Consider the following 22,530-nt stretch of genomic DNA (forward strand, 5'->3'; position numbering starts at 1 on the left):
AATGAGTATTCCTGTACCAGTTCATTCCGTTCAAGACTCTTGCTTTCTTTAGATGGAGACGTAAAAAATCGCTTTTGTTGAACTGAAGGAAATCCCACCCGACTCCTGCGGGAAAACGAATGGTCGAGACCCCGCGGTGAGGAGGCTTGTCCGTTTGTCTGCGAAAAACGGGCGGGGATTTCCGTCCTGCCTGTAAGGTGGAGCTGGATTTATTCTTTAGAGTACAGAAATGAGGAATGGAAATGGCAATACGCAGTATCGTAAAGCATCCAGATGGAATTTTGGAGCAGAAGTGCCGGCCGGTCACTGAATTCAATTCGGCTTTAGGCGTCCTGCTTGATGATATGTATGAAACAATGATCGAGGCGGATGGTGTCGGCATCGCCGCTCCGCAAGTCGGAGAGGATATCCGCGCGGCGATCGTCGATTTCGGTGAAGGACAGGAGCCGATCGAAATGATCAACCCGCAATTGCTCCAGTCTGCCGGTGCAGAAACAGACCTGGAAGGCTGTCTCAGCTTTCCGGGGATCTACGGCTACGTCGAGCGGCCGGACTACGTGAAAATCCGTGCACAGGAAAGGGACGGATCGTGGTACGAGCTGGAAGCTGAAGGGTATGAAGCGCGTGCGATCCAGCATGAGATGGATCATCTCGACGGGATTTTGTTCACTGGAAAAATCACTCAATATGTCACCCAGGAAGAACTGGATGCCATGCTCCAGGAGGAGGGAGCGGAATGACGAAAGTGCTGTTCATGGGAACACCTGCATTTTCCGTTCCGATTCTTCGGATGCTGGCTGAAGAGGGATATGATATCGTAGCGGCGGTCACACAGCCGGACAGGCCGGTCGGCCGAAAGAAAATCATGACTCCGCCGCCCGTGAAGGAAGAAGCGGAGCGGCTGGGCATCCCGGTCCTGCAGCCGGAACGGGTCCGAAGCCGGAATGAACTTGAGGAAGTGCTGAAACTTGAACCCGACTTGATCGTCACAGCGGCCTTCGGTCAGATATTGCCGAAGGAGCTGCTGGATTCCCCCCGGTTTGGAGCTGTCAATGTCCATGCATCGCTGCTGCCCGAATATCGGGGCGGCGCGCCGATCCATCAGGCGGTGATGGACGGGAAGACCGAGACCGGTGTGACGCTCATGTACATGGCGGAAGCGCTCGATGCCGGAGATATCATCGCGCAGAAAACAGTGCCGATCGGACCTGACGATGATACGGGCTCGATGTTCGGCAAACTGAGCATCGCCGGACGGGACCTGCTCAAGGAGACGCTGCCGGCCATTTTGGACGGAACAAACAGCCGGATTCCTCAGGACGACAGCCAGGCGACATACGCCCGGAATATTTCCCGGGAGCAGGAGCGCATCGATTGGACAAGACCTGCTTCGCAGATCCATGATCACGTCCGGGGGCTTCGTCCTTGGCCAGTCGCCTATACGACTCTTTCAGATTCGAATGTGAAAGTATGGGATACGGAAAAGACGGAAATGACCGGAAACGGGAAGCCCGGCGAGATTATTGGATCGGACAGCACGGGGATCTACGTCCAGACAGGTGAAGGTGTAATCATTCTGACCGAAATCCAGCCTGCCGGCAAAAAACGGCTTCCGGCGAAAGATCTCGCGAATAATCCGAAGTTCGGCAAAGGCGGCCGGTTCGTATGAAAAAGATCCGGCTGAAAGGCAATGTACGCGATGCGGCACTGTCGGTCCTGCTGGCGGTCGAAAAACAGCAGGCATACAGCAATCTCATCCTGAATGAAACGATTGATAATTATGGATTGGCTGCCAAAGACCGGGGACTGCTGACGGAGCTCACGTATGGCACGCTGCAGCATCAGATGACGCTCGATTACAATCTGGACCCTTATGTGAAGAAGAAACTGGAAACGTGGGTCCGGATTCTGCTCAGGCTGTCGCTTTATCAGCTTTTTTATCTTGACCGGGTGCCGGACCATGCGGCGATCCATGAAGCGGTAGAAATCGCTAAAAAACGGGGGCATGGAGGCACTGCCTCCGTCGTCAACGGCATTTTAAGAAATGTCCAGCGGAACGGAAAGAGAAGGATGGACGAAATTGAAGATCCGGCTGAACGGCTCGCAGTCGCTACCAGCCATCCCGTTTGGCTGATCCGCAGATGGATCAGTCAATATGGAAGAGAAACGGCAGAAATGATGGCGAACGAAAACAACCAGGCGCCGCCGCAGACCATCCGGGTCAACATGACGAGAGCATCGGTTGATCAAGTGATTGAACTGCTGGCAGAAGAGGGGCTTCAGGCGGTCAAAAGCCCGCGGATTCCGGAATGCCTGTTCGTTACGGGCGGACAGCCGGCAAAGACAGCGGTTTTCCGTAATGGCCTCATCACGATCCAGGATGAAAGCTCAATGCTGCCGGCCTATGCGCTGCAGCCGGAACCGGGAATGACAGTTTTGGATATGTGTGCTGCTCCGGGAGGCAAAACTATGCATATCGCAGAGAAAATGCATGACCGCGGTAAAATCATCGCGATGGATCTGCATCCGCATAAGGTGAAATTGATTGATGAAGCCGCTGAGCGTCTCCATCATGTTATTGTGGAATCCGTTGCGGGAGACGCAAGAAAAAGTGCACAGCAGTTCGGGGAAAATCGGTTCGACCGGATTTTGCTTGATGCCCCCTGTTCAGGTCTCGGCGTGGTGAGAAGGAAACCGGATATCAAGTATGCAAAAGAAGAAAGTGATTTAGCGGGCCTTCAAGTCATCCAGTCAGAACTTCTTGATGAGGCGGCGAAACTGCTCAAGCCGGGCGGACGCCTTGTCTACAGCACTTGCACCGTGGACAGGGAAGAGAATGATGGGACAGTGGACCGCTTCCTCGCCCGTCATCCGGAAATGGTACTGGTGCCGACTGAACTGCCCGAACCGCTTGATGCCGGGACGGCTGAACCGGTCCAAATCTTTCCGCATGATTTCGGCGGGGATGGATTTTTTGTCGCCGCTTTCCGGAAAAAATAGAAAAAGCAGAACAGCAGTTACAGCTGCAAGGGGGCAGGACGTTGTTTCAGTATACACTCGAAAGTGATATCGGGAGAAAAAGGGAAGTCAACGAAGACCGTGCTGCTGTCATCAGCCGGGAAGACGGACTGATGCTCGGCGTCATCGCGGATGGGATGGGCGGTCATAACGCCGGGGATTTGGCAAGCAGTATGGCGGCTGAAGGACTCGGCCGCCTCTTTTTAAAAGAAGGGGCCGAAGAATTCCGGTCATTGGAGCATAAAAAGAAGTGGCTGCAGAGGGCTGTGCAGGAGATCAATAGGAGTATATACGACCACTCGGTCGGAAATCCCGATTGCCGGGGGATGGGGACGACGCTGCTGGCGGCGATCATCGATCGGGACGGATGTGTTCTCTGCCATATCGGTGACAGCCGCGCCTACCTGTTCGACGGGCGTATCCGGCAAATTACGCGCGACCATACATACGTCAATCTTCTCGTCGATACCGGGGAGCTCAGCCCGGAAGAGGCGGAAGAACATCCGAAACGGCATATGATCCTGAGGGCACTGGGTACCGAACCCGACATTGAAGGGGATCTGATCGATGTGGAGCTCGGGCGGGAGGCATGCCTGCTCCTTTGTTCGGATGGTCTGAGCAACAAACTCGATCAGGCAGCCATCGAGGCAGTACTGAGGGCGGAGCTGAGCCTTTCGGAAAAAGGCACTGAATTTATTCGTCAGGCGAATGACCGTGGAGGAGAGGACAACATCTCCTTCATCCTGTTCTGTCCCGAACCGGAGGTGAAGAAAGCATGGTGATCGGCAAACGGCTGAACGGCCGCTACCGGATAGACAAAGCGATCGGCGGCGGCGGCATGTCGAATGTTTATCTTGGATACGACATCATCCTGGATCGGGAAGTGGCCATCAAGATCCTCCGCTACGATTTTTCGAATGAAGAAGAACTGCGCTGGCGGTTCCAGCGGGAGGCCCTTTCCGCTTCAAGTCTCACCCATCCGAACATCGTGAACATCTTCGATGTCGGTGAAGAGGGGGACGTGCATTTCCTGGTCATGGAATATGTGACGGGACAGACGCTGAAAGATTACATCATCGACAAAGCGCCGATTTCACCGGAAAAAACAGTGGATATCATGCTGCAGCTGACCTCTGCACTGGCGCATGCCCATCAGAATCAGATCGTCCATCGGGATATCAAGCCCCAAAACATTCTGATCGACCGGAACGGCCGCGTCAAAATCACTGATTTCGGTATTGCGATGGCATTGAGTGCCACTTCATATACACAGACCAATTCCGTTCTCGGAACAGTCCATTACTTGTCGCCTGAGCAGGCGAGAGGCGGAACCGCGACGAAGCGGTCGGATATTTATTCGCTCGGTATCGTCATGTATGAACTGCTGACCGGCCAGCTGCCTTTCTCGGGTGAATCTGCAGTATCGATTGCGCTTAAGCATCTCCAGTCGGATATCCCTCCGGTAAGGACAGCCGTACCGGATGTCCCGCAAAGCCTCGAGAACATCGTCATCAAAGCGACGGCGAAGGATCTGCAATACCGCTATGGGACAGTGGAGGATATGGATGAAGATCTGGCGGATGCACTCGACGCGGAACGCAGGGATGAGCCGAAGTTCATCATACCGGAGGATGAAGACGCAACCAAAGCCATGCCGGCCATCAAAAATTTGTCGGCGTACCGGGATGCGGATGAAACCATCGCTGCCGCGCCGGTGCAAGCCGCGACAAACCAGGGACCGGATGAACTACAGAAGAAAAAGAGGAAATGGCCATGGCTTCTCCTCGGAATCCCTGCTGCTATTCTGGTTCTTGGTGTGCTGTCGGCACTCGCTTTCCCAGGCCTTTTCGAAGCCGAGAAGTTGACCGTGCCCGATGTGTCGGGGATGGAACCGGAAGCCGCTGCAGAAGAGCTGGAGGCGACCGGATTTCTGACAGACGGCGAACGTCTTGAGACATCTGAGGAAATTGAAGAAGGCTTAGTGATCCGGACCATTCCCGAGGCAGGAAAAGAACGTGACCCGGAAACGGAAGTGGAACTGATCATCAGCTCGGGACCGGAGCAGGTCGAATTCGGGGATTATACCGGCGAGATGTTCGACGAAACAGCGGATTACCTGGAGGAGCTCGGATTCGAAGATGTCACAAGCCGGGAAGAATTTTCCGAAGAACCGGCCGGTGAAATCTTGAATCAGAGCGTTGCAGCGGGCAGTGAAGTCGTGCCCCGTGAAACAGAAGTTGTATTCACAGTCAGTAAAGGGCAGGACATGCGGGAAGTGGCGGATCTTACAGGTTACAGCGAAGCGGATTTCAGTGAATATGCCCGGTCATCGGGATTTAATATCCGGATCACCGGACAGGAATTTTCGGATGAAGTGGAACCGGGGCTGGTTCTCCGGCAAGATCCGGCGCCGGGTACTGAACTCGTGGCCGGCGGCAGGATCGATGTGGTGCTGTCGAAAGGTCCCGCCGCGGTGCCCATGAAAACGTACATCCAGTCTGTCCAGATTCCGTATGAACCGGAAGCGGAACCGGCGGAAGGGGAGGCGCCAGTCCCGCAGACGGTCCAAATCTTCATTCAGGACAAAAACCGGACGATGGAGAAGCCGGCGGAGGAGTTCACGATTACAGAAGATGAATCCCGCCGGATCGAGCTTCAGATAGAAGAAGGACAAACCGCCGCGTATCGGATTGTCCGGGACGGAACCGCTATCATGGAGAAAACAGTCCCTTATGCGGAAGCAGAATAATGGAAATGAAGGAGGAAGATTATGCCGAAAGGGCAGATCAGGAAAGCGCTGAGCGGCTTTTATTACGTAAAAGACGGCGATCGGTTTGTGCAGTGCAGGGGGCGCGGGGTATTCCGCAACCGGCAGATTTCACCGCTTGTCGGCGATTTCGTGGATTATGAAGCTGAGAACGACCGGGAAGGCACCATCACGCACGTACACGAGCGGAAAAATGAACTTATCCGGCCGCCGATTGCCAATATCGATCAGGCCATCCTTGTCTTTTCTGCCAAAGAACCTGACTTTCATCCTCTGCTGTTGGACCGGTTTCTGACGGTCATCGAATCATACGACATTGAGCCGGTGATCATCCTGACGAAAATGGACTTGCCGGATGCGGAAGAAAAAGAGCGTCTGGCGCGCTATTCAGAGGATTACCGGGCGATCGGCTACGAAGTTTTCCACGTCATGAAGGGCGATGAATCCCTGGCTGCTGAACTTCTGCCGCTGCTTGCCGGAAATACAAGCGTGCTGGCCGGGCAATCGGGTGTCGGGAAATCGACTTTGCTGAACACGCTGCTTCCTGAACTGGAGCTGAAGACCGGTGTGATTTCCGATGCCCTGAACAGAGGGAAACATACGACCCGCCATGTTGAACTCATTGAAGTGAACGGCGGTCTATTGGCGGATACGCCTGGATTTAGTTCGCTTGATTTCAATCATATTGAAAAAGAGGAGCTGTCCGGTTATTTTCCGGAAATGGCGGAGCGTTCACCGGCTTGCAAGTTCCGGGAATGCCTGCACACCAACGAGCCGAAGTGCGCTGTAAAAGCCGCTGTCCAGTCGGGGGGGATACCGGAATACCGTTACACGCATTACGTACAGTTCCTGGAAGAAATAATGGAAAGAAAGCCGAGGTATTGAGTATGATAAAAATTGCGCCATCCATTTTAGCAGCGGATTTTTCCAAATTGGGTGAAGAGGTGAAAGCAGCGGAAGAAGCGGGGGCGGATTACCTCCATATTGATGTCATGGACGGCCATTTCGTGCCGAATATCTCATTCGGCGCGATTGCGGTGAAAGCTGTCCGGCCGCTGACAAAGCTGCCGCTGGATGTTCATCTGATGATTGAAAATCCTGATCAGTACATCCCTGAATTCGTCGAGGCAGGAGCGGATTTGATCACCGTCCATGCCGAAGCATGCCCCCATCTCCATCGGACATTGCAGCTGATCCGTTCAGCCGGTGCGAAACCGGGCGTAGTCCTGAACCCGCATACGCCTGTAAGCGCCATTCAGCACATCTTGGAAGACGTGGATATGGTCCTCCTGATGACCGTCAATCCCGGGTTCGGAGGCCAAACGTTCATCCCGTCGGTGGTGACGAAAATTACAGAGCTGAAAGCGCTGATCGATGAACGTCAGCTGGATGTGGAAATTGAAATCGATGGCGGAATCAATGAAGAGACTGTCATTCCCTGTGCGCAGGCAGGGGCGGATGTCTTCGTGGCAGGCTCTGCCATTTACGGGAAAAGTGACCGCAAAGCGGCACTGGAATCCATACGGAGAGCCGGAGAGGCCGCCGCGAAATGATCGTCCTGATCGCAGGCGGCGGTCCTGCCTCGGAACTTCCTGATTTCAAGAAATGGCAGGGAGCGAAATTTATTGGAGCGGACGCAGGCGCCGTTGCGCTGATGGAGCAGGGGATTACACCGGATGCCGCTGCGGGGGATTTCGATTCCGTCTCTCCGGAGGCATTGGCTGAACTGAAAAAGGCTGTGCCGGACCTTCGGTTTGCACCGACGGAAAAGGATGAGACGGATCTGGAGCTCTCGCTGCTGCTGGCCGCTGAATACCGGCCGGAAACCGTCATCGTGACCGGCGTGACCGGCGGCCGTCTGGATCACTTTCTGAGCGCCCTGCACTTGATGCACACATTCCAGCTGAAATACCCTGGGACGGAATATCTGATGGAAGACCGGTACAACCGGATCAGGTTCCTGCAGGCTGGGGACCATGTAATCGAAGGGGACCCTGCGTATCGGTATATCTCGTTTTATCCTTTCCATGAGGAAGCGGAAGGCGTATCATTGACGGGATTCAAATATGAGGTGTCCGGTGACCGCGTGGCTTTCGGTTCTTCCCGGTTCACCAGTAACGAATTGCAGGGGGGCGGTACGATCTCCATCAGATCCGGCAGCTGCCTCATGATCGAGTCGAACGACAAGCACAAAAAAATGCCGGGCTGACAGATGTCGGCCCGGCATTTTCCTGCTTCATTATACACGCTGCACTTTGCCTGATTTCAATGCTCTCGCAGAAACCCAAACGCGCTTCGGCTTGCCGTCCACGAGGATGCGGACTTTCTGCAAATTAGCGCCGAATGTACGTTTGTTCGCATTCATCGCGTGGGAGCGGTTGTTTCCTGAACGGGCTTTACGGCCAGTCACTGCACATACTTTAGCCATACTGGTACCTCCTCTTAAAAGTGAATCTGATAAATGAATGAATCACTTCTTTTTTCATCACATACTTTATCAATTTACCATAACGTCCGGTCGTTTGCAACATATTCGGCGGGGGTTTCAAGAAAAAAGCCTTGACAGCCTGTTTTGTCCGCTTTTAATCTGGAAGCGGTTCATGTAGAATGAAAGAAGTAAAAAAGGACTAGCAGGGAGGAATTCCGATGTCGGTTGAAATCAGCAACGATCACGGAAGAATTGATATTTCCAATGACGTTATCGCCCAAGTCGCAGGCGGAGCGGCTGTGGAGTGCTACGGCATTGTCGGGATGGCGACAAAAAACCAGATCCGGGACGGTCTGACCGATATTCTCCGGAAAGAGAATTTTGCGAAAGGTGTCCTGGTCCGACAGGAAGCGGATAACCTCATCATTGATATGTACGTCATTATCAGTTACGGGACGAAAATTTCCGAAGTGGCATATCAGGTACAGTCAAAAGTCAAATACACCATACAAAAATTGCTTGGCCTGCCGATCAAGGCAGTAAATATTCACGTCCAGGGTGTCCGCGTGACGAACCCATAATGAGGAGGCAATGGAATAGTTATGAAGTCAATTGACGGAATCCAGTTCGCAGAAATGGTGAGGATGGGCGCCCATCACCTCCATCAGAATGCGGACTACGTTGATACATTGAACGTGTTCCCGGTGCCGGATGGCGATACAGGAACCAATATGAACTTATCGATGACTTCCGGAGCGAAAGAAACGGAAGCGAATACGGAAGCGCATATCGGAAAAACAGCCCAGGCGCTGTCGAAAGGCCTTCTCATGGGCGCCCGCGGGAATTCGGGCGTCATCTTATCCCAGCTGTTCCGCGGATTCGGCAAAGAGATCGCGGGGGACTCCGAGCTGACGGCGAAACGGTTCGCGGAAGGGCTGCAGAGCGGTGTGGATACAGCCTATAAGGCAGTCATGAAGCCTGTGGAAGGCACCATTCTGACCGTCGCGAAAGATGCTGCGAAAAAAGCCATGGAACTGGCCGGAAAAGAAGAAGACATCGTCGCTTTGTTCGAGCAGACGCTGGAAGAAGCGAAGGCATCCCTGGAGCGGACTCCGGATCTTCTTCCTGTTCTCAAAGAAGTCGGTGTTGTGGACAGCGGCGGACAGGGCCTCGTATTTGTATATGAAGGATTCCTGGCTGCCCTCAAAGGGGAAAAATTGCCGGAACGCCAAGAACGGCAGTCGATGGACGACCTTGTGAAGACTGAGCACCATAAAAGTATTGCCGGGTTCATGAATACGGAAGATATCGAGTTCGGATACTGTACGGAGTTCATGGTTAAGCTTGAAGAGGGTAAAAAAACGTTCGATGAAGCGGAATTCCGCAATGACTTGAGCGCATATGGCGATTCTCTCCTCGTTATTTCGGATGATGAAATCGCCAAGATCCATATCCATGCGGAGGAACCCGGAAAAGTCCTGACATACGGTCAGCAGTACGGCAGCCTCATTTCGATGAAAATCGAAAACATGCGCCAGCAGCATACCGATATCGTCGGCGAAGGGCATAAAAAAGAAGGCGTGAAACCAGCGGAGACCCACCCGTACGCGGTCGTGACCGTGGCGATGGGGGAAGGTATAGCGGAGCTTCTCAAAAGTATCGGCGCTTCGACGGTAATCGAAGGCGGACAGACGATGAATCCGTCGACAGAGGATATCGTGAAGGCGATAAAAGCCATAAACGCAGAGCGTGTGCTCATTCTCCCGAACAATAAAAACATCATCATGGCGGCTGAACAGGCGGCGGAAGTCGCCGGCATCGAAGCGGCAGTCGTGCCGACGAAGAACGTCCCGCAAGGAATGGCAGCCCTTCTCGCATTCAATCCGGAGGCATCGGTGGAGGATAACAAGAATGCAATGACGGAAGCCATCTCCTTTGTGAAATCCGGGCAGGTGACCCACGCTGTCCGGGATACATCGATCGACGGAATCGAAATCAAGAAGGATGATTTTATGGGGATTGCGGAAAACAAGATCGTCGTCTCTGCAGCCGATCTCAAAGAAGCGGCTCAGGAGCTGCTCCGCCAGCTGATCGATGATGAAGCGGAAATCGTGACGATCCTGTACGGCGAAGACGCCGAAGAAACAGACGCTGATGAACTGGCTGAATTCATCGCTACGCTCAATGACGAAGTAGAAGTGGAAATCCACCACGGGCGCCAGCCGCTCTATCCGTATATCTTCTCAATCGAATAACAGTTCGGAAAAGAGAAATCCATGCCCTTTCCGCGGACTGACTGCCGAGCCTCCGCGCCCGCCTGAGCGGGCTTGCGGGGTCTCGGTCAGCCAGTTTTTCCGCAGGAGTGGCATGGATTTCTTTCTTTTCCTCTGTTCGCTGATTGCTTCCCCTTGTTCTCTTAAAATCGTTGTTAGTTCAATCAATTGCAGCAGTAAAATGAATCCGAACGAGTCATGAATGAAAGAGCGGCAGGCGGCGACTCCAGCGGGAACAGCACGAGCTGAAGACCCTGGACTGAGCGAATGCGAAGGAAGCGGCTGAAGCCGTGCCCGCGGAAAGTGTCCGCCTGGCGCGATTTCATCAGTATTTTTGAAAATTTATGCGATTTCGTGTAAAATTGGATAGATAGGAACACGAAAAGCGAGGGATGCAGGAAATGAAGTATAAGTCTGTTTTTGATATTATCGGACCGGTGATGATCGGTCCTTCTTCTTCGCATACAGCGGGCGCTGCCAGAATCGGCCGGGTGGCCCGTGATCTGTTCGGCCGGCAGCCGGAATGGGCACGCATCCATCTTTACGGATCGTTCGCAGAGACGTATAAAGGCCATGGGACGGACATTGCCATCATAGGCGGACTGCTGGATTACGATACATTCGATGAACGGATCAAGACTTCATTTGAAGAAGCCGGAAAGCTCGGGATGAAGTTTGAATTCATTCCGGAGACCGGCAACGCCGAGCATCCGAATACGGCCCGCATCGTCGTAGGCGACAGTGAATCAGAGATGAGCCTGACCGGTATTTCGATCGGCGGCGGCACAATAGAAGTGACGGAACTGAACGGATTCCCGCTCCGCCTTTCAGGCGGTCATTCGGCTCTGCTCGTCGTCCATGACGACCGGGCAGGGTGCATTGCGAATGTCGCGAACTGCCTGGCGAAGTATGACATCAATATCGGTCATATGGAAGTATCGAGAAAAGAGCGCGGCCAAATGGCGCTGATGGTCATTGAAGTCGATCAGCGGATAGATGAGAATGTGCTGGATGAAATCGCACTGATCCCGAATATTACCCAAGTGACGAAAATCGCTGGTTGAAGGAGTGGTCGGAATGGACGTATTGTTCCGTAACGTACGGGAGCTTGTAGAGCTCGCAGAAAAAGAAGAAAAACTTATCTCGGAAATCATGCTCGAACAGGAAAGCTTGATCAGCGGCCGGACAAGGGACGAAATCATGGAGCAGATGGACAATAACCTGACAGTCATGGAAGAGGCCGTCGAAAAGGGCCTGAAAGGCGTCCGGTCATTTTCCGGTCTTACCGGCGGGGACGCGGTCCTGATCCAGCAGTACATCGATAAAGGGAACGCGCTGTCTGGCGATCTTCTTCTGGACGCAGTAAGCAAAGCCGTCGCCACGAATGAAGTGAACGCAGCGATGGGGACCATCTGCGCGACGCCGACGGCAGGATCGGCCGGTGTAGTGCCAGGCACGCTGTTCGCTGTAAAAAATAAACTGGACCCGACAAGGGAGCAGATGATCCGCTACCTGTTCACCTCCGGTGCTTTCGGGTACGTCGTGGCAAATAATGCCTCCATTTCTGGCGCTGCCGGCGGATGCCAGGCGGAAGTCGGCTCTGCTTCCGCTATGGCCGCAGCGGCGATCGTCGAGATGGCGGGAGGGACCCCGCAGCAGAGCGCTGAAGCGTTCTCGATTACACTAAAGAACATGCTGGGACTGGTCTGTGACCCTGTCGCGGGACTCGTGGAAGTGCCATGTGTGAAACGGAACGCAATGGGGGCTTCCAACGCGGTCGTGGCGGCTGATATGGCGCTGGCCGGTGTCACAAGCCGCATCCCGACCGATGAAGTGATCGATGCAATGTTCAAAATCGGACAGACTATGCCTGTCGCCCTGAAAGAAACGGCAAAAGGAGGCCTTGCCGCAACTCCTACAGGGAAATGGCTGGAGGCGAAAATCTTTGGAACAGCAACTGCCGGATACAGCAATTGATCTGCCTGTCACAGCTCTGAAAGGAGTGGGCAAGACGGCAGCTGAGAGCCTGGCGGAGATGGACATCAAAACGGTAGGCGATTTGATTATGACGTTTCCGTACCGGCATGAGGACTTCCAGCTGAAAGATCTTGCCGATACTCCGCATAACGAGCGGGTGACGGTGGAGGGCAGGGTCGAAAGTGAACCTGCCGTCCTTTATCTCGGACGAAAAAAATCACGGACACAGGTGAGGCTCCTCGTCGGGCGTCACCTTATTAAAGCTGTCTTTTTCAATCAGCCCTATATCAAAAATAAGCTGGCCCTCGGAGCGGTGGTGACGGTCACCGGAAAGTGGGACAGGGGACGCCAGGTGATCACGGTGACAAGCCATACGATCGGGCCGAGGACTGAGGGCCAGGACTTCGAACCTGTATACAGCCTGAAAGGTTCTATGCAGATGCGGACGTTCCGGAAACTGATGCGGCAGGCGCTCGACTTGGCAAAGACCGAAATGGAGGATTGCCTGCCTCGCCGCTTTTTGGACGGCTATCAGCTAGAATCCATTCAGCAGGCGCTTGAATGGGTCCATTTCCCGCCTGACGGGGAAGCCCTAAAAAAAGCGCGCAGACGGTTTGTATATGAAGAACTCTTACTGTTCCAGCTGAAAATGCAAGTGCTCAAAAAACGGAACCGTGAAGCGGAAGGCGGCACGTTCGTCAATTACAATAATGAAGAACTGCGCAGGTTCATCACTAGTCTTCCATTCGAGCTGACAAATGCCCAAAAGCGGGCGGTCAATGAAATCTGCCGGGATCTCAAAGATCCGTGCCGAATGAACCGGCTGCTGCAGGGGGATGTCGGGTCAGGAAAGACAGTAGTCGCTGCCATTGCGATTTTTGCCGCAGCAACGGCCGGGATGCAGAGCGCACTGATGGCGCCGACAGAAATTTTAGCCGAACAGCATGCACAGACCATTGACGGATGGTTTCGGCCGTTCGGACTGAATATTGCCCTGTTGACCGGTTCAGTGAAGGGGAGCAGACGCAAAGAACTTCTACGGCAGCTCGAAGCGGGGGAAATCGATTTGCTGATCGGGACGCACGCCCTCATTCAGCCGGAAGTCAAATTCCGCGGATTGGGCCTCGTCATCACCGACGAACAGCACCGATTCGGCGTGGATCAGCGCCGCGTCCTGCGGGATAAGGGCTACAATCCGGATACGCTGTTCATGACGGCAACACCGATTCCCCGCACGCTCGCCATCTCGGCGTTCGGTGAAATGGATATTTCCGTCATAGATGAAATGCCGGCAGGCCGTAAGGAGATCCAGACGTTCTGGACGAAAAAAGAACTGTTCGGAAAAGTCGTCCAGCGGATGGAGCAGGAACTGCGTGCCGGGAGGCAGGCATACGTCATCTGTCCGCTTATCGAAGAATCGGACAAGCTGGATTACCAGAATGCCGTGGAGCTGTACGGCCAGCTATCTGAAATATTCAGAGGGAGATACACAGTCGGCCTGATGCACGGGCGGCTTCATCCGGACGAAAAAGAAGAAGTCATGCGGCGGTTCAGCGAAGGCGAAATTTCCGTCCTCGTTTCGACCACTGTCGTCGAAGTCGGAGTGAACGTCCCGAATGCGACCTTCATGCTCATTTACGACGCGGAGCGGTTCGGACTCGCACAGCTGCATCAGCTCAGAGGGCGTGTCGGCCGCGGCAGTGAGCAGTCGTATTGCGTTTTGCTTGCTGACCCGAAAACAGAGGACGGCAAGGAGCGGATGAGTTCGATGACGGAGACGAATGACGGATTCGTCCTTGCTGAAAAGGACTTGAAACTGAGAGGGCCGGGCGACTTTTTCGGAAGAAAACAAAGCGGGATCCCGGAATTCCGCATGGCGGACCTGGTCCACGATTACCGCGCGCTCGAGACGGCGCGGAAGGACGCTGAGAAGCTGGTGAACAGCGATGAATTTTGGACGGAAGAAGAAACGGCCTGTCTGCGGAGCCACCTGGAAGCATCCGGTGTACTGACTGCGGAACGCCTGGACTGAGAATGCAGGGACTGAAACTCCTTGCATTCTTTTTTATGTCTTTATATACTCGTATTAGTACCAAGTGCTAATAGCGGTGGTGGGCAAGGTGAAGAAACCGAAAAAAGTGCGCCAGCAAGAGCTGAAGCAAACGATTAAAGATAACCCTTTTATAACGGATGAAGAACTGTCGAGAGAATTCGGCGTAAGTGTGCAGACAATCCGGCTGGACCGGCTGGAATTGTCCATCCCTGAACTTCGGGAGCGGATCAAGCATGTGGCGGTCCAGACTTTCGAAGATGAAGTGAAATCGCTGCCGATCGACGAAGTGATCGGGGAAATCATCGACATCGATCTCGATGAACGCGCGATTTCCATCTTTGATGTCTCGGAAGAACATGTTTTCCAGCGGAACCGCATCGCCCGCGGCCATCATTTATTCGCACAAGCGAATTCCCTTGCGGTAGCAGTCATGAATGATGAGCTGGCACTTACTGTCCGTTCGGATCTCCGATTCCTCCGGCCAGTAAAGGCGGGGCAGCGTGTTGTTGCGAAAGCGGAAGTGACCGGCCGTGAACCTGCACGGCGGCGGGCTTACGTAAAAGTGGTTTCCACGGTGGAGCAAGTTCCGGTTTTTACGGGGGAGTTCGAGATGTACCGGGAATCGGAACGAGAGGAAGGTGATGGCAGTGAAAATCGCAGTTGATGGAATGGGCGGCGACCATGCGCCGAAAGAAATAGTGGAGGGGGTGCAGCGCGCTTTACAGGAGTTCCCGGAACTGGAAGTCGTTTTGTTCGGCCGGGAAGAGGAGATGAAGCCATACATAGAGAATCACGAACGGCTCTCCGTCATCGATTGTGCGGAAGTCATTGAAGCGGAAGACGATCCGGTCCGGTCCGTCAGAAGGAAAAAAGACGCCTCCATGGTACGGATGGCGCAGGCGGTCAAAGATGGGGAGGCGGACGGCTGTGTCTCCGCCGGCAACACAGGAGCTTTGATGGCGGCCGGCCTTTTTGTGGTTGGCCGGATCGAAGGGGTGGACCGGCCGGCGCTTGCCCCGACGCTTCCGACCGTCGATGGCAAAGGGTTTGTCATGCTCGATCTTGGAGCTAATGCAGAAGCGCGCCCCGAACACCTTGTGCAGTACGCAGTGATGGCCGGCATTTATGCTGAGAAAGTACGGGGGATTGCAAATCCGACCGTGGGGCTCCTGAACATCGGCACAGAGGAAAAGAAAGGCAATGAACTGACGAAAGCGGCTTATCCGCTGCTGAAAGAGGCGCCGGTGAACTTCATCGGCAATGTGGAGTCGCGCGAGCTGCTGAACGGTGCGGCCGATGTGGTCGTGACAGACGGTTTCACAGGCAATATCGTTCTGAAGACCATCGAAGGGACTGCGATGAGTCTCTTTTCCATGATCAAAGACGTGTTCACTTCCTCTGCAAAGACGAAACTGTCAGCCCTGCTTGTCAGAAACGAGCTGAGCGGCCTCAAGTCGATGCTGGATTACAGCGAATATGGCGGGGCGGCACTTTTCGGCCTGAACGCGCCGGTGATTAAAGCGCACGGCTCATCGGATGCCAATGCCGTGTTCAACGCGATCCGGCAGACGCGGACGATGATCGAAAGCGATGTGGCGGGCACGATCCGCCAGACAATGAAAGGAGCTGCGGACCAATGACGAAAATCGCATTTATTTTTCCGGGACAAGGATCCCAGGCTGTCGGAATGGGTACGGACTTCCTCGGTGACGAAACTAGCGCCGGGTACTTCCGTGAAGCAGATGCAGCGCTCGGTTTCAGTCTGTCAGAATTAATGAAGGAAGGGCCGCAAGAAGAGCTGACGCTTACGTACAACGCACAGCCCGCCCTCCTGACGGTCAGCGCGGTCATCGCCGAACGGCTGAAGAGAGCTGGTTTACAGCCCGACTATACGGCGGGCCACAGCCTCGGTGAATACAGTGCACTCGTAGCTTCCGGCGCGCTGTCTTTCGAAGATGCAGTGAAAGCGGTACATAAGCGGGGGCTGCTGATGAACGAAGCAGTTCCGGCAGGACAAGGCGCGATGGCAGCGGTGCTCGGGATGGAAAGCGAAGAGTTGCGGAAAGTCACGGAAGAAGTGACCGCTGATGGATACAGCGTGCAGCTCGCCAACATCAACTCCCCTGGACAGATTGTGATTTCCGGAGCGAAAGAAGGAGTGGAGCGCGCAGGCGCCATGGCGAAAGAAAAGGGAGCGAAGCGGGTGATTCCGCTCGATGTCAGCGGTCCTTTCCATTCGGTGCTGATGACATCGGCCGCTTCGGGGCTGGAAAAAGCACTGCAGGATGCAGGACTGAAAGAAGCGCAGGTCCCTGTCATTTCGAATGTGACGGCGGACGCTGTGACGGATCCCGAAGAAATACGTGAATTGCTGGTGGAACAGCTTTATTCGCCGGTCCTCTGGGAACAGTCCGTCCGGGAAATGATCGACTTGGGTGTAACGGTATTCGTGGAAGCGGGTCCGGGGAAAGTGCTGAGCGGCTTAGTGAAGAAAATCGACCGTTCAGTGAAAGTTCTCCCCGTTTATGATGAAGAAACGCTTGAAAGCGCTGTAAAGGAGCTGAAACAATGAGATTGGCAGGGAAGACAGCTGTTGTCACCGGCGCATCAAGAGGCATCGGTGCAGCCATCGCCCGCACGCTTGCCGCGGAAGGCGCGAAAGTCGTCGTCAATTACAGCGGAAGCCGGGACAAAGCGGAAGCGGTAGCAGAAGAAATCCGGGAAAATGGAGGCGAAGCACTGGTCTGCCAGGCGGATGTTGCGGATGCGGATTCTGTGAAGGCTATGTTCGACCAGACGCTGGAAACGTTCGGCGCATTGGACATCCTCGTCAATAACGCCGGTATTACACGCGACAACCTCCTCATGCGGATGAAGGACGGGGAGTGGGATGATGTCATCAATACAAACCTGAAAGGAGTCTTCATTACGACAAAGGCGGCAGCCAGACCCATGATGAAGCAGCGTCAGGGGCGCATCATCAACATCGCCTCCATCGTCGGTGTCACCGGGAATCCCGGGCAGGCGAACTATGTGGCCGCAAAAGCCGGCGTGATCGGCCTGACGAAGACAGCCGCCAAAGAATTGGCTTCACGGGGCGTCACAGTGAATGCAGTCGCTCCGGGCTTCATCACGACCGATATGACTGGAAAACTGGATGAATCCGTCCGGGAATCGATGCTCGGCCAGATTCCGCTCAGCCGTTTCGGGGCTCCGGAAGACGTGGCGAAAGCGGTCCTGTTCCTGGCATCCGACGACGCTTCCTATATGACCGGACAGACGCTCCACGTCGACGGCGGCATGGTGATGTAGTTCAGGAACTGATATACTTCTTGAGGGGAGGTGACGATAATGGCAGAAGTAATGGAACGCGTGACTAAAGTGATCGTGGACCGTCTTGGGGTCGATGAGAGCGAAGTGAAACCGGAAGCCTCTTTCCGGGACGATCTTGGAGCGGATTCACTGGATGTAGTTGAACTCGTTATGGAATTCGAAGATGAATTCGACATGGAAATTTCCGATGAAGATGCAGAAAACATCAAGACCGTCGGAGATGCAGTGAACTATATTGAAAGCAAAAAATAGACGCCAGTAAAATGACGTACCGCCTGTCTTTGTACGAATGGGCGTGCGTCATTTCCTGTTTTGCACTGCCGGAAAAAAACAGGTAAAATTAATGGCAGAACCAGCTAAGGAAGGCAGATTGCTTATGTCCATGAAACGGAAAAAAGAACAGAAACCCGGAGTGCTTCCGGAAAGTGTGCGTGCATCATTCAGCGATCTCCAGCGGGAGCTCGGGATCCATTTTGAAAACCCCACACTGCTTTACCAGGCGTTTACCCATTCATCGTATGTGAATGAGCATCGGAAACGGAATTACACGGATAATGAACGGCTTGAATTTCTGGGTGACGCTGTCCTGGAATTGTCCGTCTCCCACTACCTGTTTAAAAGTTATCCGGAAATGAGTGAAGGGGAACTGACGAAGCTGAGAGCTGCTGTCGTCTGTGAACCGTCACTTGTCCTATTCGCGAATGAGCTGTCGTTCGGCCGTTATGTGCTTCTTGGAAAGGGAGAGGAACTGACTGGCGGCAGGGCGCGTCCGGCATTGCTCGCGGATGCGTTTGAATCATTCGTAGGAGCCTTGTACTTGGATCAGGGCTTTGATTCCGTCGTCCGCTTTCTTGAACGCGTCCTGTTCCCGAAAGTGGAAATCGGTGCTTTTTCGCATGTGATGGACTACAAAAGCCAGCTTCAGGAATTGATCCAGCAGAAAAACCAAGGGACGCTGTCGTATGAAATCGCGGAAGAGAAGGGGCCAGCCCATAACCGTACGTTCATCACCCAAGTATCATTGGATGGGGAAGTTCTCGGCACGGGGGAAGGCCGATCGAAGAAGGAAGCGGAACAGCAGGCGGCGATGGTGGCCATACGTAAATTGCAGGGGAATCCGGAGGACTGAAGATGTATTTGAAAAGACTTGAAGTGATCGGTTTTAAATCGTTCGCTGACCGCATCGGCATTGATTTCGTTCCCGGAGTGACGGCTGTCGTCGGTCCGAACGGCAGCGGAAAAAGCAATGTGACCGACGCGATCCGATGGGTGCTCGGCGAGCAATCCGCCAAGTCGCTCCGCGGCTCCAAGATGGAGGATGTCATTTTTGCAGGCAGCGATTCCAGAAAACCGGTGAACTTTGCGGAGGTGACGCTCGTCCTCGATAACACGGACGGGCGTCTTCCGCTTGATTACAGCGAAATCAGTGTGACCCGGCGGGTTTTCAGGAGCGGGGACAGTGCATACTTATTGAATAAACAAGTATGCCGGCTGAAGGATATAACAGATCTCCTTATGGGCTCCGGTCTGGGGAAGGAAGCGTTTTCAGTCATCTCGCAAGGCCGGGTTGATGAAATCCTGAACAGCAAGCCAGAAGACCGGCGTTCGATTTTCGAAGAAGCCGCCGGTGTGCTGAAATACAAGCAGCGGAAGCGCCAGGCGGAAGTCCGGCTGATGGAGACTGAAGACAACCTGAGCCGTGTGTCGGATATCCTTCACGAACTGGACGGCCGCATCGAACCGCTCAGAATCCAGGCAGTGAAAGCGAAAGATTACCTGGCGATGACCGAAGAACTCAGAGATGCCGATATTGCGCTGATGGCATTTGATTACCGGAAGCTCGATCAGGAACTGGCGGGATTGCGGTCAGAAGCGCAGGAAGCCACCGGCCGACAGAAGTCGATTGGCCAGCAGGCGGAAAAGCAAGAGTCAGCGTTGAGCGGTATCAGGAAAACCATCCGCGGATTGGATGAAGAAACTGAAGAAGCACAGCGGCTCCTTGTGGAAGCTGCTGCGGAAAGCGAAAAATGGGAAGGCCGCAAACTCCTTCTCACTGAAAAAAAGCAGAATGCGGAGCGGCAGATCTTGCAGCTGAAGGAACAGCTGGAGAACGGTGAACGGGCAGTAGCGGAACAGGAACAGCTGCTCGCACAGGCAGAAGAACAGGAAGGGAAGCTTAGGAAAGATCAGAAAGCGGCAGCCGACCGGGTGAAGGCGCTTGAGGACAAGCTGTCACTGAGCCCTGAAGATCTCGAGAAGGAAGTCGAGTCCCGGAAATCGCTTTATATCGATCTGATGAATGAACAGGCGGCCGTCAGAAATGAGTTGAAAAACATCGAGCTGCAATCAAAGCAGCTTGAAGCATCAACTGACAGGAGCCGCCAGCAGCGGCGGCAGCTGGAAGAGGAGCTGGCTGTCCTTCGCGCGGAGAGGGAGAAAGCAGCGGCTGTATATGAAGCCGCCCGTCTGGAACTTGAGGAAAAGCGGAAAGCGTACAAAACGGCAGAAAATAAGCTGCAGAAAGTCAGTGTAGAAGCTGAACAGCAGCAGAGGCGCCTGGCGGAAACGGAACAAAATGACCGGCAGCTCACTGCACGCCTTGAAACGCTCCGCGACCTTGAACATGATTTCTCCGGCTTCTTCCAAGGTGTCCGGGAAGTGCTCATTGCCCGGAGAAAGAACGAAGTGGAAGGCATCATAGGAGCGGTGGCGGAGATGATCCAGTCGGATCCCGCCTATGCCAAAGCGATTGAAACGGCGCTGGGCGCAGCCAGCCAGCATATCATCGCCAAAACAGAGGCGGATGCCAGGGAAGCGATCGACTACCTCCGAAAAAAGCGGGCAGGACGGGCAACATTTTTGCCGCTTTCCGTCATGAAACCGCGCCGGATACCGGAAACGGTCCTTTGGGCCGCCGAGCATCACCCTTCGTTCATTCAGCCGGCGCATCAGCTCGTCACGTTCGATCCGGTGTACCGGAATGTCATCGAGAACGTTCTCGGCAACACCATCGTCGCACGGGATCTGAAAGGCGCCGGTGAAATCGCGAAACTCCTTTCGAACCGGTACAGGGTCGTCACACTGGAAGGGGACGTCATCAATCCGGGCGGCTCGATGACCGGCGGCGCCAGTAAGTCGCAATCATCCGTTTTCTCCCGTAAAGCAGAGCTCGAGGAGCTGACTGCGAGGCAGATAAAACTGAAAGAAGAACTGACTGCCATCAGACGCTCTGCGGAAGAACAAAAACGGAATATGGAATCAGCGCGGGCTGAAACAGAAAAACTTCGCCGCGAAGGGGAACTGCTGCGGGATGAGGAAGCGGAACTGGGAGCGGCGCTAAGGGAACAGGAAGCGCTGCTCCGGACCGCGGAAAACCGATTCGCGCTTTTCCAGGCGGAACAGGATAACCGAGCGGCGGATAAAGGAGAAATCGGCGGACGTGAATCGGCGGCACGGAGCCAGCTTGATGAACTCGGTTCCCGGCTTGAAGAACTATCGGCCGACATCGAGCGGCTGACAGCGTTAAAGCAGCAGAATGAAGCTGCCAGGGGCGAAGTACTGAGCCGGCTGTCCGATGAAAAATCGCGGCTCGCTGTCTTACAGGAACGGGTGAGCCAATCGGCGGCTGCAAAAAGGGAAGCTGCCCGGCAGCTCGACAAGAGCAGAGGCTTTATTCAGAAAGCAAGAGAAGAAATGGGCTGGCTCCAGGAAGGCGGAAATGCGCCGGATTATTCGGAGGCCGATATCCTGCATGAAATCAGCAGGTGGACCGCTGCAAAAGAAGCGGCGCAGGAGCGTGCGGCTCACGCGAAAGAAAAGCGGCAGCTGCAGGAGGCTGAACAGGAACGGCTGACAGAGTCGCTGAAAGAGCTGCAGCGAACTGCAGGGGAATGCGCGGAATCGATCCATGATCTGGAAGTGAGAGCGGCCCGCACCGAAACCCAAATGTTTTCACTCACCGGGCAGCTTGCCGAAAACTACAGATTGGATCCTTCGGATGCCGCCTGCTATGAATTGCCCGGACCGGAACCGGACGTGCGCAGACAAGTCCGGCTTCTGAAACAGTCGATAGAAGAGCTCGGGACCGTGAATATCGAATCGATCGCCGAGTTTGAACAGGTTGCCGAACGGCACGAATTCCTGAAGACCCAGCGTGATGACCTGAATGAAGCGAAAGCGACACTCCGTACGGTCATCGGGGAAATGGACGAGGAAATGACTGTCCGTTTCGACGATACCTTCCATGCGATCCGGACGCAGTTCAGAAGTGTTTTCAGGGAGCTTTTTGGCGGCGGCTCCGCCGATCTCGTTCTTACAGAACCTGACCGCCTTCTGGAGACCGGGGTTGAAATCGTTGCTCAGCCGCCAGGCAAAAAACTGCAGAATTTAAGTCTCCTGTCCGGCGGTGAGCGGGCATTGACTGCTATTGCCCTCCTGTTTGCTTCCCTGAATATCCGGCCGGTTCCTTTCTGTATCCTGGATGAAGTGGAGGCGGCATTGGATGAGGCGAATGTCGTCAGATACAGCGAGTATTTAAAGAAATTCAGCGAGCAGACCCAATTCATTGTCATCACCCACCGAAAAGGCACAATGGAAGGGGCGGATGTGCTCTATGGCATCACCATGCAGGAATCAGGGGTATCCAAACTGGTATCCGTCAAAGTGGAAGAACGGGTATAAC

The 22,530-nt window shown here is 54.2% G+C and carries 21 protein-coding genes; 20 read left to right on the forward strand and 1 reads right to left on the reverse strand.

The window, feature by feature from the left end; genetic code table 11:
* The first annotated feature begins 242 nt into the window (after positions 1-242).
* From def to CCE92_RS02195, 8 genes are read left to right on the forward strand one after another with little or no spacing between them, the layout of a single operon-like run.
* Positions 243-740, forward strand: coding sequence for a peptide deformylase (def, locus tag CCE92_RS02160; protein WP_088005882.1), 498 nt, complete (start codon positions 243-245; stop codon positions 738-740).
* A complete protein-coding gene (gene fmt / locus CCE92_RS02165; protein WP_088005883.1) occupies positions 737-1,669 on the forward strand; it encodes a methionyl-tRNA formyltransferase in 933 nt (310 codons plus the stop codon). Before def ends, fmt begins: the two co-directional genes overlap by 4 nt.
* Entirely contained in the window at positions 1,666-3,000 is a 1,335-nt protein-coding gene (gene rsmB, locus CCE92_RS02170) for a 16S rRNA (cytosine(967)-C(5))-methyltransferase RsmB (protein ID WP_088005884.1), read from the forward strand. Before fmt ends, rsmB begins: the two co-directional genes overlap by 4 nt.
* A gap of 41 nt (positions 3,001-3,041) precedes the next feature.
* On the forward strand, positions 3,042-3,800 hold the full coding sequence (locus CCE92_RS02175; protein ID WP_088005885.1) for a Stp1/IreP family PP2C-type Ser/Thr phosphatase: 759 nt from the start codon (positions 3,042-3,044) through the stop codon (positions 3,798-3,800).
* Positions 3,794-5,767 carry a Stk1 family PASTA domain-containing Ser/Thr kinase gene (gene pknB / locus CCE92_RS02180; RefSeq protein ID WP_088005886.1) on the forward strand — a complete coding sequence of 658 codons (1,974 nt, stop codon included), beginning with the start codon at positions 3,794-3,796 and terminating at the stop codon, positions 5,765-5,767. Before CCE92_RS02175 ends, pknB begins: the two co-directional genes overlap by 7 nt.
* A 21-nt stretch (positions 5,768-5,788) precedes the next feature.
* A complete protein-coding gene (gene rsgA / locus CCE92_RS02185; RefSeq protein ID WP_088005887.1) occupies positions 5,789-6,670 on the forward strand; it encodes a ribosome small subunit-dependent GTPase A in 882 nt (293 codons plus the stop codon).
* A gap of 2 nt (positions 6,671-6,672) precedes the next feature.
* Positions 6,673-7,338 (forward strand): ribulose-phosphate 3-epimerase, encoded by a 666-nt coding sequence (gene rpe, locus CCE92_RS02190; protein ID WP_088005888.1) that lies wholly within the window; start codon positions 6,673-6,675, stop codon positions 7,336-7,338.
* Positions 7,335-7,994, forward strand: a complete 660-nt coding sequence (locus CCE92_RS02195) for a thiamine diphosphokinase (RefSeq protein WP_088005889.1) — start codon at positions 7,335-7,337, stop codon at positions 7,992-7,994. The genes rpe and CCE92_RS02195 overlap by 4 nt, the downstream gene beginning before the upstream one ends.
* A gap of 30 nt (positions 7,995-8,024) precedes the next feature.
* Here CCE92_RS02195 and rpmB read toward each other — a convergent pair whose 3' ends face one another.
* Positions 8,025-8,213 (reverse strand): 50S ribosomal protein L28, encoded by a 189-nt coding sequence (gene rpmB / locus CCE92_RS02200; protein ID WP_088005890.1) that lies wholly within the window; start codon positions 8,211-8,213, stop codon positions 8,025-8,027.
* Positions 8,214-8,431: 218 nt separating this feature from the next.
* On the opposite strand from rpmB, the gene CCE92_RS02205 reads away from it, so the two are divergent.
* The 12 genes from CCE92_RS02205 (at position 8,432) to smc (ending at position 22,529) form a co-directional block, all read left to right on the forward strand.
* Complete coding sequence (locus CCE92_RS02205) at positions 8,432-8,794, forward strand: Asp23/Gls24 family envelope stress response protein (RefSeq protein ID WP_088005891.1); 363 nt, start codon at positions 8,432-8,434, stop codon at positions 8,792-8,794.
* 21 nt (positions 8,795-8,815) lie between these two features.
* Complete coding sequence (gene fakA, locus CCE92_RS02210; RefSeq protein WP_088005892.1) at positions 8,816-10,468, forward strand: fatty acid kinase ATP-binding subunit FakA; 1,653 nt, start codon at positions 8,816-8,818, stop codon at positions 10,466-10,468.
* Positions 10,469-10,887: 419 nt separating this feature from the next.
* Positions 10,888-11,550 (forward strand): L-serine ammonia-lyase, iron-sulfur-dependent subunit beta, encoded by a 663-nt coding sequence (sdaAB, locus tag CCE92_RS02215; protein WP_088006009.1) that lies wholly within the window; start codon positions 10,888-10,890, stop codon positions 11,548-11,550.
* Positions 11,551-11,563: 13 nt separating this feature from the next.
* Positions 11,564-12,463 (forward strand): L-serine ammonia-lyase, iron-sulfur-dependent, subunit alpha, encoded by a 900-nt coding sequence (gene sdaAA, locus CCE92_RS02220; protein ID WP_088005893.1) that lies wholly within the window; start codon positions 11,564-11,566, stop codon positions 12,461-12,463.
* On the forward strand, positions 12,432-14,495 hold the full coding sequence (recG, locus tag CCE92_RS02225; protein ID WP_241535837.1) for an ATP-dependent DNA helicase RecG: 2,064 nt from the start codon (positions 12,432-12,434) through the stop codon (positions 14,493-14,495). The genes sdaAA and recG overlap by 32 nt, the downstream gene beginning before the upstream one ends.
* A gap of 88 nt (positions 14,496-14,583) precedes the next feature.
* Complete coding sequence (fapR, locus tag CCE92_RS02230; RefSeq protein WP_088005894.1) at positions 14,584-15,180, forward strand: transcription factor FapR; 597 nt, start codon at positions 14,584-14,586, stop codon at positions 15,178-15,180.
* The gene (gene plsX / locus CCE92_RS02235) at positions 15,164-16,156 is read left to right on the forward strand and encodes a phosphate acyltransferase PlsX (protein WP_088005895.1); all 993 of its coding nucleotides are present in this window, start codon (positions 15,164-15,166) and stop codon (positions 16,154-16,156) included. The genes fapR and plsX overlap by 17 nt, the downstream gene beginning before the upstream one ends.
* Positions 16,153-17,088: an ACP S-malonyltransferase gene (fabD, locus tag CCE92_RS02240; protein ID WP_088005896.1), complete on the forward strand. Its 936-nt coding sequence runs from the start codon at positions 16,153-16,155 to the stop codon at positions 17,086-17,088. The genes plsX and fabD overlap by 4 nt, the downstream gene beginning before the upstream one ends.
* Positions 17,085-17,828, forward strand: a complete 744-nt coding sequence (gene fabG / locus CCE92_RS02245) for a 3-oxoacyl-[acyl-carrier-protein] reductase (RefSeq protein WP_088005897.1) — start codon at positions 17,085-17,087, stop codon at positions 17,826-17,828. Before fabD ends, fabG begins: the two co-directional genes overlap by 4 nt.
* Before the next feature lie 39 nt (positions 17,829-17,867).
* Positions 17,868-18,101 carry an acyl carrier protein gene (locus tag CCE92_RS02250; RefSeq protein WP_088005898.1) on the forward strand — a complete coding sequence of 78 codons (234 nt, stop codon included), beginning with the start codon at positions 17,868-17,870 and terminating at the stop codon, positions 18,099-18,101.
* Between the two features lie 124 nt (positions 18,102-18,225).
* Positions 18,226-18,978: a ribonuclease III gene (rnc, locus tag CCE92_RS02255; RefSeq protein WP_088005899.1), complete on the forward strand. Its 753-nt coding sequence runs from the start codon at positions 18,226-18,228 to the stop codon at positions 18,976-18,978.
* Positions 18,979-18,980: 2 nt separating this feature from the next.
* Positions 18,981-22,529 (forward strand): chromosome segregation protein SMC, encoded by a 3,549-nt coding sequence (smc, locus tag CCE92_RS02260; protein ID WP_088005900.1) that lies wholly within the window; start codon positions 18,981-18,983, stop codon positions 22,527-22,529.
* Position 22,530: the final 1 nt, after the last annotated feature.

Source organism: Indiicoccus explosivorum (genome assembly GCF_002167005.1).
Taxonomy (GTDB): Bacteria; Bacillota; Bacilli; order Bacillales_A; family Planococcaceae; genus Indiicoccus; species Indiicoccus explosivorum.

Excerpts from the sequence above, each read along its gene's own strand:
- def (WP_088005882.1), top strand. The coding sequence starts at position 243 with ATGGCAATACGCAGTATCGTAAAGCATCCAGATGGAATTTTGGAGCAG.
- fmt (WP_088005883.1), top strand. The coding sequence starts at position 737 with ATGACGAAAGTGCTGTTCATGGGAACACCTGCATTTTCCGTTCCGATT.
- rsmB (WP_088005884.1), top strand. The coding sequence starts at position 1,666 with ATGAAAAAGATCCGGCTGAAAGGCAATGTACGCGATGCGGCACTGTCG.
- pknB (WP_088005886.1), top strand. The coding sequence starts at position 3,794 with ATGGTGATCGGCAAACGGCTGAACGGCCGCTACCGGATAGACAAAGCG.
- rsgA (WP_088005887.1), top strand. The coding sequence starts at position 5,789 with ATGCCGAAAGGGCAGATCAGGAAAGCGCTGAGCGGCTTTTATTACGTA.
- rpe (WP_088005888.1), top strand. The coding sequence starts at position 6,673 with ATGATAAAAATTGCGCCATCCATTTTAGCAGCGGATTTTTCCAAATTG.
- CCE92_RS02195 (WP_088005889.1), top strand. The coding sequence starts at position 7,335 with ATGATCGTCCTGATCGCAGGCGGCGGTCCTGCCTCGGAACTTCCTGAT.
- rpmB (WP_088005890.1), bottom strand. The coding sequence starts at position 8,213 with ATGGCTAAAGTATGTGCAGTGACTGGCCGTAAAGCCCGTTCAGGAAAC.
- CCE92_RS02205 (WP_088005891.1), top strand. The coding sequence starts at position 8,432 with ATGTCGGTTGAAATCAGCAACGATCACGGAAGAATTGATATTTCCAAT.
- fakA (WP_088005892.1), top strand. The coding sequence starts at position 8,816 with ATGAAGTCAATTGACGGAATCCAGTTCGCAGAAATGGTGAGGATGGGC.
- sdaAB (WP_088006009.1), top strand. The coding sequence starts at position 10,888 with ATGAAGTATAAGTCTGTTTTTGATATTATCGGACCGGTGATGATCGGT.
- sdaAA (WP_088005893.1), top strand. The coding sequence starts at position 11,564 with ATGGACGTATTGTTCCGTAACGTACGGGAGCTTGTAGAGCTCGCAGAA.
- fabD (WP_088005896.1), top strand. The coding sequence starts at position 16,153 with ATGACGAAAATCGCATTTATTTTTCCGGGACAAGGATCCCAGGCTGTC.
- fabG (WP_088005897.1), top strand. The coding sequence starts at position 17,085 with ATGAGATTGGCAGGGAAGACAGCTGTTGTCACCGGCGCATCAAGAGGC.
- CCE92_RS02250 (WP_088005898.1), top strand. The coding sequence starts at position 17,868 with ATGGCAGAAGTAATGGAACGCGTGACTAAAGTGATCGTGGACCGTCTT.
- rnc (WP_088005899.1), top strand. The coding sequence starts at position 18,226 with ATGTCCATGAAACGGAAAAAAGAACAGAAACCCGGAGTGCTTCCGGAA.
- smc (WP_088005900.1), top strand. The coding sequence starts at position 18,981 with ATGTATTTGAAAAGACTTGAAGTGATCGGTTTTAAATCGTTCGCTGAC.